Annotated in this window: 12 protein-coding genes; 7 read left to right on the plus strand and 5 right to left on the minus strand. The window is 67.4% G+C overall.

Annotated features, from left to right (window positions below):
* Nucleotides 1–49 precede the first annotated feature (49 nt).
* The 5 genes from BMY69_RS01365 to BMY69_RS01385 form a co-directional block, all read right to left on the minus strand.
* Nucleotides 50–3,088 (minus strand): TonB-dependent receptor, encoded by a 3,039-nt coding sequence (locus BMY69_RS01365; RefSeq protein WP_090057987.1) that lies wholly within the window; start codon nucleotides 3,086–3,088, stop codon nucleotides 50–52.
* A 235-nt stretch (nucleotides 3,089–3,323) separates the two neighbouring features.
* A complete protein-coding gene (locus BMY69_RS01370) occupies nucleotides 3,324–4,349 on the minus strand; it encodes a LacI family DNA-binding transcriptional regulator (protein WP_090175068.1) in 1,026 nt (341 codons plus the stop codon).
* Nucleotides 4,350–4,712: 363 nt separating this feature from the next.
* A complete protein-coding gene (locus tag BMY69_RS01375) occupies nucleotides 4,713–6,314 on the minus strand; it encodes a PepSY-associated TM helix domain-containing protein (protein ID WP_090175069.1) in 1,602 nt (533 codons plus the stop codon).
* 3 nt (nucleotides 6,315–6,317) lie between these two features.
* Nucleotides 6,318–6,581 (minus strand): hypothetical protein, encoded by a 264-nt coding sequence (locus BMY69_RS01380; RefSeq protein WP_090175070.1) that lies wholly within the window; start codon nucleotides 6,579–6,581, stop codon nucleotides 6,318–6,320.
* Nucleotides 6,581–6,850: a hypothetical protein gene (locus tag BMY69_RS01385; protein WP_090175071.1), complete on the minus strand. Its 270-nt coding sequence runs from the start codon at nucleotides 6,848–6,850 to the stop codon at nucleotides 6,581–6,583. Before BMY69_RS01385 ends, BMY69_RS01380 begins: the two co-directional genes overlap by 1 nt.
* Nucleotides 6,851–7,163: 313 nt before the next feature.
* On the opposite strand from BMY69_RS01385, the gene BMY69_RS01390 reads away from it, so the two are divergent.
* The 7 genes from BMY69_RS01390 to BMY69_RS01420 all read left to right on the plus strand — a co-directional run bounded on the left by BMY69_RS01390 (nucleotide 7,164) and on the right by BMY69_RS01420 (nucleotide 12,187).
* Nucleotides 7,164–7,598: an SPFH domain-containing protein gene (locus BMY69_RS01390; protein ID WP_090057979.1), complete on the plus strand. Its 435-nt coding sequence runs from the start codon at nucleotides 7,164–7,166 to the stop codon at nucleotides 7,596–7,598.
* Between the two features lie 67 nt (nucleotides 7,599–7,665).
* Complete coding sequence (rsmG, locus tag BMY69_RS01395; RefSeq protein WP_090175072.1) at nucleotides 7,666–8,295, plus strand: 16S rRNA (guanine(527)-N(7))-methyltransferase RsmG; 630 nt, start codon at nucleotides 7,666–7,668, stop codon at nucleotides 8,293–8,295.
* A gap of 76 nt (nucleotides 8,296–8,371) precedes the next feature.
* Nucleotides 8,372–9,220, plus strand: coding sequence for a ParA family protein (locus tag BMY69_RS01400; RefSeq protein WP_090175073.1), 849 nt, complete (start codon nucleotides 8,372–8,374; stop codon nucleotides 9,218–9,220).
* Nucleotides 9,221–9,229: 9 nt separating this feature from the next.
* Complete coding sequence (locus BMY69_RS01405) at nucleotides 9,230–10,102, plus strand: ParB/RepB/Spo0J family partition protein (RefSeq protein WP_090175074.1); 873 nt, start codon at nucleotides 9,230–9,232, stop codon at nucleotides 10,100–10,102.
* 23 nt (nucleotides 10,103–10,125) lie between these two features.
* The gene (locus BMY69_RS01410; protein ID WP_090057969.1) at nucleotides 10,126–10,659 is read left to right on the plus strand and encodes a sigma-70 family RNA polymerase sigma factor; all 534 of its coding nucleotides are present in this window, start codon (nucleotides 10,126–10,128) and stop codon (nucleotides 10,657–10,659) included.
* Complete coding sequence (locus tag BMY69_RS01415) at nucleotides 10,656–11,390, plus strand: DUF3379 family protein (protein WP_090175075.1); 735 nt, start codon at nucleotides 10,656–10,658, stop codon at nucleotides 11,388–11,390. Before BMY69_RS01410 ends, BMY69_RS01415 begins: the two co-directional genes overlap by 4 nt.
* Nucleotides 11,391–11,470: 80 nt before the next feature.
* Nucleotides 11,471–12,187 carry a glycosyltransferase gene (locus tag BMY69_RS01420; RefSeq protein ID WP_090175076.1) on the plus strand — a complete coding sequence of 239 codons (717 nt, stop codon included), beginning with the start codon at nucleotides 11,471–11,473 and terminating at the stop codon, nucleotides 12,185–12,187.
* Nucleotides 12,188–12,241: the final 54 nt, after the last annotated feature.

The following is a 12,241-nucleotide window of genomic DNA, read 5'->3' on the forward strand; positions in this document are numbered from 1 at the left end:
CCGAATGAAGCGCATCCGGCCATGCGTACCGGATGCGCCGTGGCGCGGTTTAGAACTTGAAACCAGCCGTGAAGCGCGCTGTGCGCGGCACGAACTGGATGTTGCCCTTCTTGTTGAACACGACCGGCGTACCCATCGCCGGCACGCCGTTCGTACCGAAGTTCGTCGTGTAGTCCACGAAGTTCTTCCAGTTGAACACGTTGAGCACGTCGAAGCGGATGTAGAACTTCGTCTGGTCGTTCTCGTTGATCAGGAAGTCCTTCGTGGCCTGCACGTCGATGTCGCGATAGCCCCAGATCTTGCCGCCGACCAGGAACTTCGAGCCCGGCGGAGTGAACGCCATCGGACGGTTCGCCTCGCCGGTCGGGAAGATATAGCCGCCGCCGTAGCCCACCGTGCCGTTCCACGGCAGCGGGGTGGCGAGCGTCAGCTTCGCCGAGAAGCTGAAGCCCCACGGACCGTCCAGCGAACCGGTGGCGACGAAACGATGCTTCGACACCGCGTTCGAGGTGACGAACGGATAGGCGAAGATCGTCGGCTCGTCGAACGAGTAGTGTTCCTTGATGTCGCGATTCTGCTTCGCGCGGCTGTAGGTGTACGCGAAGTTGGCGCTCCAGCCCGACTCACGGGTGTACGGCTTGTCGGCCGACAGCAGCACCTGCGTGGTACGCGTGCGGATGCCGTTGTTGCCGATGATCATCGAACCGAAGCCCGGGATGCCGTTGTTCCACGGCTGCGTGCCGTTCTGGAAGAACGAGCCGTCCGGATAGCGGTTGCCCAGCGTGAACGCGAAGCCGTCATACGACAGGACGCGCGTGACCGTGGCATCCGTGTTCCAGTCTCCCAGCTTGTTCGACATGCCGATGCTGAACTGGTCCGAGTACGGTGCCTTCAGGTCGTTGTTGAGCATGTCGACCTCCTGGCCCTTGTTCGAACCGGCGACGAGCGCCTGCAGGTTCTGGAGGCCATTGAGGTACGCCGGATCCCAGGCGACGCAGTTCGTGTTCGGACCGACCTCGCAGGGACGGTTCGGGATGTTGAAGAAGATCTCCTGGTACGGCAGCGCGGACTTGGTCTGCTCCAGCTGCAGGTAGTCGTACAGGTTGCGATCGTACGAACGGCCCGCGCCGCCGTGGATCACGTGCTCTTCGTCGGCGAACAGGTCGTAGGAGAAGCCGAGGCGCGGCGCCCACTGGTTCTGCGCGTGGCGATTGTTGCCGGTGCCGATGTAGTCGCGGTAGTTGATGCCGCCCTTCGCCAGCGTCTGCGCGTACGTCTGGCCCGGGAACTGCGCCTGGGCGTTCTGATCCAGCGAGTTGAAGCCGTCGATGACGTTCTGCGGCGTCACGTAATCGAGGTACGACGGCGTCTTCTCCTTGTCCCAGCGCACGCCGAGATTGAGGATCAGGTGGTCGTTGACCGACCAGTCGTCCTGGATGTACGCGCCGTACTGCTTGCTCTTCGTCTCGGCGACCGAGTTCAGGCCGGGGACCGGGTTCGAGAACTGCGCCTTGTACGGCAGGGGCTGCGTGCCACCATCGTCGACGTTGTAGAAGAACTGCGGGTTCGTGTCCTGGGCATCCTGGGCGTGCAGGGTGACTTCCTTGTACTTGTAGCCGACCTTGACGACATGGTCGCCGTGCCAGGTGAGGTTGTTGAACGTGAAGTCGTCCTGGATCGACGGACCTTCCTGGCCCTTGATCTGCGTCGCAAGCGGCGAGGCGGCGCCGATGCCGATGATCGCGGCGTCGTTGTTCGGGCGCCACTGGTAGTTGTAGCCGTTGCCGTAGTTCAGAGGCAGCGGGTCGTTCGACGAGTTCTCGTAGGTCGCCTTGAACTCGTTGAAGTACCAGTCGCCGCTATGCTGCCAGCGGAACGTGCCACGGGTATCGTGGTTCTCGGTCGTGATCGACTGCGAACGCGACTGGCCGGCGCCGATGTTGTCGGCCTGCGTTTCGCGGCGGACCTGCGTGCTGATCTCGATGCGGTCGCGGTCGGAGAACTCCCAGTCGATCTTGCCGAAGTACAGCTTCTCGTCGAACGGAAGGTTCGCGGGGCCCAGTTCGGACTGCGCCGCGGCCGGGAGCAGGCCGATGGCGCGGTCAGGCACGTTCGAACCCGGGGTCACGGTAATCGGCGTGTCGAACTTCTTCTGCTCGAACGTCACGAAGAAGTGCATCTGGTCCTTGATGATCGGACCGCCGAGCGCGAAGCCGTATTCCTTTTCGAACGAACGGGCCTTCTCGCCGTCCTCCTCGGCCGCGGTGCGGCTGCGGTACTTGTCCGAGGTGTACGTGTAGAACGTCTCGCCGTGGAACTCGTTCGTGCCGGACTTGGTCTCGGCCGTGATCGCGGCCGAAGAGACCTGGTCGTACTCGGCCTTGTAGTTCGACGTGATGACCTTGTACTCGCCGATGGCGAGCTGCGGGAACGGGTTGCCCTGGCTGTTGACCTGGCCGGCGACGCCGCCCTCCTTCACGTAGCTCTTCTGGCCCACGCCGTCGATGAAGACGTTGACCGAGCTGTTGTTCTGCGCACCGCCGCGCAGCGAGGTGTGGCCCTGCGCGTCGACGCTGAAGACCATGCCCGGCACGGTATCGGCGAACTCGAGGAAGTTGCGCGAGACCTGCGGGATCGTCTGGATCTGGTGCAGCGAGATCGTCTTCGCGACTTCCGGCGTGCGGACTTCCGTCAGGGTGGTCGCGTTGACCGTGACGCCTTCCATCGCCGTCGCGGCGGACGCGTCGGCCGGTGCGGCGCCGGCGGCGGCCGCGGCCGGAAGGTTCAGCGTGGCGGTCGAGGCGACCGTCAGGGTGACCGTCTGCTGCGTACCCGGGCCGGCATCGACCTGATAGGTCGCCGGCGGCAGGCCGTTGATGGTGTACATGCCATCGGCGCCGGCCGTGGCCTTGCGCGACAGACCCGTGGACGGATTGAACGCGGTGACGGTCGCGCCCGGCGTGGCCTTGCCGCGCAGGGTGGCGACGACGGTCTGCGCATAGGCGGACGGCGCGACCGCGGCGGCGGCGACCGTCGCGGTGATGACGCCCGCGAGGATCTTCTTCTTCAACTGCATCGAGGCTTTCATTGTTCCCCTCTCCCAAACTCTTTCTGTGTGTTGTGTGATCCGATCCACGGACGAAACGTACGGTGGTCGAACTTGTTGTCGTTCTCGGGGTGGCTCGGGCGCCACTCTTGTCGAAGCATTCGCCCCGTATGTCTCATCCTTCCGCATGGCGGAACGGATGCATGCTGCGAAGTCCTGTCGAGCGCCGTCCTGGGAATCCAGTCCGCGGCCCGGCAAGCCGCGTGTCCGACGGGTATCAGGCCCGCCGTCGTACCGTGTCGCTGCCGCCACACGAGGCGCGGACGACGAGTTCGGTGCCGACGACGGTGCGCGGCTCGGGCGGCGCGTCGTCGGGTGCTTCGATCATGCGGACGAGACGTTCGAGTGCCGACTCGCCCAGTTCGGCGATGCGCACGCGGACGGTGCTGAGCGGCGGCGAGACATAGCGCGCCATGGGGATGTCGTCGAAACCGGCGACCGCGATGTCGGCGGGCGTGCGTACCTGCGCTTCGGAAAGCGCGGAGAGGCAGCCGATGGCCATCATGTCGTTCGCGGCGAAGATCGCGTCGGGGCGCGGCACCATCGCCAGCGCCTGCTTGCCGGCGTGATAACCGGATTCCTCGGTGAAGTCGCCCGGAAGCACCACCGCGCGATCGGCGAGGCCGGCCTTGGCCATCGCTTCGCGATAGCCGCGGCAACGCTCCTGCACGTCGTGGTTCACTTCGGGGCCGTTGATGAAGGCGATGCGCTTGCGGCCGAGCGAGAGCAGATGCTCCGTCATCGCGTACGCGCCACCGAAGTCGTCGAGGTCGAGGGCGGCGTGGCGCTCCGAACGCACGTGGCTGTTGATCAGCACCGTGGGGAGAACCAGCGGAAGATTCTCGTCGAGGAACGCTTCGTCGGCATGCGGCGACATCACCAGCAGTCCGTCCACGCGGCCCTGCATCGCGCGCAGCGCGATGGCCGCCTCCGTGGCGTCGCCGTGCGAGCTCGACACCAGCAGGTACAGCCCACGGGCACGCGCCGCGAGATCGATGCCGCGGATCAGTTCGGAGAAGAACGCGCCATGCAGATCCGGGAGCAGCGCGCCGATGGTCTGGGTCCGCCGGGTGATGAGGCTGCGGGCGGCGTTATGGGGCACGTAGCGAAGACGGGCGGCCACTTCGCGGATGCGCTTCTGCGTTTCCGCGGTCACGCCGCTGTGTCCGTTGAGCGCACGCGAGACCGAGGCCACCGACACGTTGGCCATCCTCGCGACGTCTTTGATCGTCACACTCACCAGTACACGCCCTTGAAAGCGACCCCTCCCGGGTCTCGACGGCGCGGAACGTAAACGTTTTCACAGGAGCTTGTAAAGCGTTCGAAAACAGGGGCTTGCTGCGATGCGGAACTATCTCACTCGAACTTGCAGACCACTTGATGAGAACCAGGAATTTCGCGAATGCAGACAGGCGCTTGAGTGGTACGTAGCAGGATGCTGCGACGCAGCGCGGGACCTGCACAATGCCTTCACTCAAATAAATACCTGCCATGGCCAGCACCACGTAACGGGCGTTACATGCAGACTCTGACGAGCGCACGAACGGGTGCTCGCGAGAAGCAGCCATTTGCCTGCCATGGGGCCGAACCCTCAATGAGGAACGGATCAGGCTTCCTGCAGCTCGCGAGTGTGCTGCTTCGCCTGCTCGCGCCGCGACGACCATACGCTGCATGGGTCGCCATCGACCGCACGGCGGCGCGTCGCGACGCCGAGCCAGGCGAAGCCCGCGCCCGTGGCGATGGCGACGAGATCGACGCCGAGCACCGTGTAGCGGCCTTCGGCCAGCGTGCGGAGCAGGCGGTCGTGGTGGACCACCACGTCGAGCACGCCGACGGCCACGCTCACGGCGGCGGTGGCGAAGAGCAGGTCGACCGCGGCTTTCGCGGGACGCCGCCAGAACGTCCACGCGATGGCGCCGGCGAAGGCGGTGAAGCATACCGGCTGCACGATCGCGGTCGGTTCGGCGCCGAACAGCGGACCGACGAGATTGCCGAGGAACGTCGTCGAGATCGCGAAGCATGCGCCGATGCACACGCCGACCGTGGCGGTGGCCATCGCGCGCACCTTCATCGGCTGTTCCGCGCTGCGCCGTTTGCGGCGCGACTCGATGTACAGCAGGTTGCCCGAGTAGAACAGGAACGCGCCCGCGAGGCCGAGCAGGAAGTAAAGCCAGCGCAGCGAGAGGCTGCCGAACGTGCCGAAGTGCAGGCCGAAGATCGCGGAATACGTCGCGTGGTTCGCGTCGCGCGCGCCCGTCAGCTGCACGTTGATCACGTGGCCGTCGATGGCGTCGAGCGCGACGGCGCCGTATTCGCCGAGGGTCTTCGCGGAGGTGCCGCGCACTTCGGCGGTGGCGCCCTGCTGACCGTAATGCATGTAGCGCATGTAGTCGGGATCGAAATTCGCGGCGCCAGCGGCGAGCGCGGCCTGGCGCGCACGCGCGCCGAGTTCCGCCGGCGAGAGCATCGGCGCGCTACCGCCCTTGCCTTGCGACGCGGGCAGCGCGCTGGTCATGCGTTCGAACGCGCCCATCACCTTGCCGTCGAACGTCAGCGTGTTGAACGCGACCAGCGTCACGAGGGTGAGGCACAGCAGCGCGCCCGTGATGGCGAAGACGATGTGGAAAGGCAGGCTGAGGATGCCGATGACGTTGTGCGCGTCCTGCCAGAGGCGTTTCAGGTTGTGGCCCGGGCGCAGCGCGAACAGCTCGCGCGCCAGGTTGGGCAGGTGGATCAGCAGGCCCGTGAGCAGCGCGAGTCCGTAGACGATGCTGACGACGCCCATGAGGTAGATGCCCACCACCGGGATGCCGAGGTCGTAGTGCAGTTCGTAGACGAAGTCGGCGAGACCGTGCTCGTGGTCTTCCGAGTCGCGCGGCGCGGCTTCGCCAAGCGACTGCGTCTTCCAGTCGCCGTTCTTTTCCATCCAGTAGGCGGCGACCTCGTGCGACGGGTGGTCGGCGGGGTAGGTGACGCCGATCTGCTCGGCCGCGGCGGGATGCTTCGCGACGATGTCCGCGAGCATGGCGTGCGCGCGATCCATCGTGTCCGCGCGCGCCATCTCGGCCTTCGGCAGCGCCCACGCGTCGATCTCTTCGTGGAACATCGTCAGGGCGCCGGCGTAGAACGCGATGAACAATGCGAAACCGGCGAGGAGGCCCGTCCAGGTGTGCACGGTGGTGAACGTGCGGATGGTGGAAGCTTTCATCGGTCAGAGCCCGGGCAGCGTGTGCTTGGCGAGGAACAGCGCGGCGAACGCGGCCACGTTCGCCACGGCGAGCCAGGCCCAGGCGCGGGCACCGCTGCGGAAGAGATAGGTGGCGGCCATGATGCCGATCCACAGGGGAAAGAACGCCACCATCATCGGGATGAAGACGGATTCGCTCGAATGCGGCCACACCCAGATGACGAAGGAGATGAGGGCCATCGACAGGGGCAGCCCGAGCAGGATGCCGGCGAAGGTCTTGCCCAGCATCAGCGCGTCTTCCGGGCGGTGGCGGGGCGGAACAGCCAGGTGATATAGGGCAACGCGACGGCGCCGAACATCAGGGCGGTCGCCGCGGCGAAGATCCCCGGCAACGACGTCTCGCCAGCGATCCAGGCGACCAGCGCCACGACGGCGAAGGCGGCCGCTCCGATCCGCCCCGCGGGATCGATGGGGCGCGCGAGAAGCCGCTGGTTGCGCGAGCAGAGATAGGCGAGCGCCATGGCGATGAAAGCCGCCAGACAACCGAGGATGTTCATGGGACGCGCCGGGCAGGTGACTGATTGATAATTATTATCATTCGCGCCGGACGGGTCAAACGGCCGCGGGCTGGCGTGTGCTGCGCGGCGACACCCTCGGTCGCTCCCCTGAGAAAAACCTTGGACCGGTGAGCAGAATTTGCCCACTGCTCAAGTTTTGACCAACCCGACCGCTAACTGAACATCGGGGTTTGGTAAAACTGGCGTTAACGGTCACCGTTAAATTAGAATTAACACCCCACCGATCATCGCGATGCGGCGTCTCGCTACGCGGTGCGACAGGAATAACCGATAACACCTTGATGTAGCAGCCATGTTGACCACCGCCCTCATCGTCACGACCCTCGTTGCCTTCGCTCTCGCGGCGGTGTCGGTCCGGCGTATTCCCGAGGGTACGGTCTACAGCGTTCGCCGCCTGGGCCGTTCGCCGGCGCTGCTCGGCGCCGGCACGCACGTCGTGCTGCCCGTCATCGACCGTGTCGCGCACAAGATCGACCTCGGGGGCCAGGTGCTGCGTTTCGATGGCGGCACCGTCTACTGGCAGGTGCTGGAGCCGGAAGTGGCCGACGAGGTGATCGACGAAGCGCCGGAACTCATCCGCACCAACGTCGTCGCCGCTCTGCGCGACGCGAGCACCGGCCACACGGCGGATCGCCGTGCCGTCGGCACCCAGCTCAAGCACGCGGTGAACGGTTCGCTCCGCGCTCGCGGCATGCTGGTCACCCGCGTCGAGCTCGACGCCGCCTGATCGTCGCGCTGGCGCCATCGCGCTGGCGCTTCCATACTTTGCGACCCTCGCCCCTCCCTGGTGCCGCATGACCGCGCGCGACGTTCTGCAAGCCCAACTCGAACGCGGCATCGCCAGCCTTGGCGTGTCGCTGCCGGACGACGCCGTCGGGCGCCTGCTCGATTATCGCGAGCTGCTGGAGCGCTGGAACGCGGCCTACAACCTCACGGCGATCCGCAACGACGAGGAAATGATCGCGCGCCACCTCGTGGATTCGCTGGCGATCCTTCCCTACGTGCATGGCCGCAGTCTGGCCGACCTCGGCACCGGCCCGGGCCTGCCGGGCATCCCCATCGCGATCGCCGAGCCGGCGCGCGAGGTGCTCATGGTCGATTCCAACGGGAAGAAGGTCCGCTTCCTGCGCGAGGCGATCCGCTCGCTGAAGCTGACCAACGGCCGCGCGCTGCAGAGCCGGGTCGAGGACGTGGAAGGCACCTTCGAATGCGTCACGGCGCGTGCGTTCGCCACGCTCGCCGACATGCTCCACTGGGGCGGCCACCTGCTCGCGCCGAACGGCACCTGGCTCGCGATGAAGGGCAAGCACCCGGCCGACGAGCTGGACGGTGTTCCGGAAGGCTTCCGCGTCGAGGCGATCCACGTGCTGAAGGTTCCCGGGGTCGATGGCGAGCGCCACCTGGTGGTCATCCGGCGGAGCTGACGCGCCCACGGCAGCGGCCATCGCGCGGCGATGCTACGCTAGCGCCCTTTCCGCGCACGGCAGCTACCGGTACCCCATGGCCCGCATCCTCGCAGTCGCCAACCAGAAGGGCGGCGTCGGCAAGACCACCACCTCCGTCAACCTCGCCGCGGCCCTCGCCGCCGCGAAGCGCAAGGTGCTGCTCGTCGACTTCGATCCGCAGGGCAACGCCACCATGGCGTCGGGCGTGGACAAGTACAACACCAAGCCGAACGGCTGCGAGGTCCTGCTCGATGAGGCCGCCATCGCGGACGTGCTGGTGCGTACCGAGGCCGGCTACGACCTTCTCCCGGGCAACGGCGACCTGACGGCCGCCGAGCTGAAGCTGATGGACGCCATGGCCCGCGAGCAGCGCCTGAAGGAGCAGCTCGCGCGCGTCGCGGATCGCTACGACACGATCCTGATCGACTGCCCGCCCTCGCTGCACCTCCTGACGCTCAACGCGCTGACGGCCGCCGATGGCGTGCTGATCCCGGTGCAGTGCGAGTACTTCGCGCTCGAAGGGCTGTCCAGCCTGCTCGACACGATCGAAGCCGTGCGCCAGCGCCTGAACCCGAAGCTCGAGGTCGAAGGCCTGCTGCGCACCATGTACGACGTGCGCAACAACCTCGGCAACGAGGTGTCCGCCCAGCTCACGCAGCATTTCGGCGAGAAGGTCCTGCGCTCGATCATTCCGCGCAACGTCCGCCTCGCCGAGGCGCCGAGCCACGGCCAGCCGATCCATCTCTACGACCGCGGTTCGCGCGGCGCCATCGCCTACATCGGCCTCGCCGGCGAGATCATCCGCCGCGAGCGCGCGCTGGCGACGCAGGGCGCGGCCGATCCCGCGACCGACATCGACGAAGCCGCGCCGGACCCCTCCGGCGCCGCCCCGACGATCTCTTAAGGAGCCCCCATGGCAGCAGCGAAGAAACGTGGACTCGGCCGAGGCCTCGACGCCCTCCTGGGCGGTGGCGCGGGGCCCGATGCCCCGCCGTCGATCGTCGAGCAGGAAGGCGAGTTGCGCACGCTGCCGATCCACCACATCCAGGCCGGCAAGTACCAGCCGCGCCGCCACTGGAACGATGAAGCCCTCGACGAACTCGCGGCCTCCATCAAGGCGCAGGGCCTGATCCAGCCGGTCGTCGTCCGCGCCATCGGCAAGAACAGCTACGAGCTGATCGCCGGCGAGCGCCGCTGGCGCGCCGCGCAGCGCGCTTCCATGAGCGAGATCCCCGCGCTGGTGAAGGACGTGCCCGAGCAGTCCGTGCTGGCCATGGCGCTGATCGAGAACATCCAGCGCCAGGAACTCACGCCGCTCGAGGAGGCCCAGGCCCTGCAGCGCCTGATCGACGAGTTCGACCTGACGCACCAGCAGGCCGCCGACGCCGTCGGCCGCTCGCGCGCGGCCGTGTCCAACCTGCTCCGCCTGATGGAGCTGCCGGCCTCCATCAAGCAGCTCCTCGACGAGAGCAAGCTGGAGATGGGTCACGCCCGCGCCCTGCTCACGCTGCCGTCCACCATCGCCGAGCCGCTGGCGCTCGAAGCCGCCCGTCACGGTTGGACGGTGCGCGAGCTGGAGGAAGCGGCCCGCAAGGCGCAGCTCGAACCCAAGGGCAAGGCGAAGGCGGCGCCCGTGGATCCGAACATCGCCAACCTCGAGCGTGAGCTCGCCGAGCGCTTCGCCGCCCGGGTGGAGGTCGCGCACGGCCGCGGCGGCAAGGGCAAGCTGGTGATCCATTACCACAGCCTCGACGAGCTGGACGGCATCCTTTCGAAGGTCCGCTGAGGACACGGTGTAAGGAACGGGCCATGGCGCCGGTCAAGAAGGGTGTGAATCCCAGGCAGCGCCAGTACGAAGCCATGGTGCGCGCCCTGTCGGCCGACCTTTACCGGTACGCCTACTGGTTGTCGCGCTCCGAAGCCACAGCTCAGGACCTCGTCCAGGAGACGTTCCTGCGCGCGTGGAAGAATCTCGATTCCCTGCGCGATGCCGAGTCCGCGAAGCCCTGGCTGTTCACGATCCTGCGCCGCGAACACGCGCGCCTGTACGAGCGCAAGCGTTTCGAGACCGTGGAACTCGACGACACCGTGGCCGAGGACGCGCCCTTCGCCAGCCCCGAACGCAGCGGCGACGCCGCGCAGGTGCGCGACGCCATCCTCAGGCTCCCGGAGAAATACCGCGACCCGCTCGCCATGCAGGTGCTCGGCGGGATGACCGGTGACGAGATCGCCGAACGCACGGGCCAGCAGCCCGGTGCGGTGATGACCCAGTTGTTCCGTGCACGGCAGCGCCTGAAGGACCTGCTCGGCGGACGCGCCGTGGCCGAAGGGGGCCGGAAATGAACTGCCTCGACTTCCGCCGCCGCATCGGCGCCGAGCCTCGCTCGCGCGATCCCGAGCTCCTCGCCCACCGCGATGCCTGCCGTGACGGATGCGGCGCGTTCTGGCAGCGCGCCCAGCGTTTCGAGGACGACATCGAAGCCGCCATGGCCGTGCCGGTGCCCGACGGTCTCGCCGATCGGATCCTGCTGGCGCAGGCGACGAGCGAGCGTCGCAGCCAGGTGGTCCGCCGTCGCGGCTGGCTCGCCATGGCCGCGTCGCTGATCATCGCCTTCATGGGCGCGGGCATGTACTGGCGCCACGCGGACCTGAACTCGCTGCCGGCGCTCGCGGTCGCCCACATGCCGGGCGAACTCGACGCGCTGGACCTCACGCGGCCGATGACCGACGCCCAGGTCGACGCGGGCTTCGAAGGCCGCGGCGCTCGCCTGAAGGGGCCCGCCCCGGCGGGCGTGACGTACGTCCACGATTGCTGGGTGGGTCCGTACCGCGCCGTGCACCTCGTCACCCGGATGAACGACGAACCCGTCGTCGCGCTTTACATGCCGGGGACCATGACCGCCGGCGACTCCGATTTCCACCGCGACGGGTGGGACGGCCGCGAGATGGCCCTGAGCGGCGGCACGCTGGTGGTGCTGGCGCAGGGCGCCAGCCGGCGCACCATGGACGCCGTGGCGCGCGGCTGGCGCGATGCCATCGAGGGGCAGCAGGCGCCGAGCGTCGGCCGGATCTGAACGGTGCCGGGCGCGGGGGTCCGTTCGGACGCCGCTTGGGCGATAATGCCGCCCCGAATCCCGCCGCCACCGGAACCGCGATGACCGATCTCGCCGTGGTCGTGCCCGTCTTCAACGAGCGCGACAACATCCCGCCCCTCCTCGCCGAGATCGCCTCGGCCCTGCGTGGCCGGATCGACTTCGAAATCATCTACGTCGACGACGACAGCACCGACGACAGCGTCGCCGTGCTGAGCGCGGCACGGGCGCAGTATCCCGAGCTGCGGATCGTTCGCCACATCACGCGCAGCGGCCAGAGCACGGCGGTGTGGAACGGCGTGCGTGCCGCGCGCGCCCCGTGGATCGCCACGCTGGACGGCGACGGCCAGAACGATCCCGCCGACATCCCCAAGCTGCTCGCCGCCCGCAAGGACGCCGCGCCGGAGCTGAAGCTCTTCGCCGGCTGGCGCGTGACACGCCGCGACAGCTTCAACAAGCGCATCTCGTCGAAGATCGCCAACGCGGTGCGCTCGCGCATGCTCCAGGACGATACGCCGGACACGGGCTGCGGCCTCAAGCTGTTCGAGCGCGAGACGTTCCTGCGCCTGCCCTACTTCGATCACATGCACCGCTACCTGCCGGCGCTGGTCAAGCGCGCGGGCTTCGCCAGCATGAGCGTGCCGGTCGGCCATCGTCCGCGCACGGCCGGCACGTCGAAGTACGGCATGCTCGACCGCCTCTGGGTCGGCCTCGCCGACCTGCGCGGCGTGGCATGGCTGATGCGCCGCGCCAAGGTCACGCGCACCGAAGAGATCTGACCAGGCCGCGACAGCTTTTCGCCGCGGTTCCCAAGGTGGCGCGCCAGCTCCGGG

It is taken from the genome of Luteibacter sp. UNC138MFCol5.1 (assembly GCF_900110505.1).
GTDB lineage: Bacteria > Pseudomonadota > Gammaproteobacteria > Xanthomonadales > Rhodanobacteraceae > Luteibacter.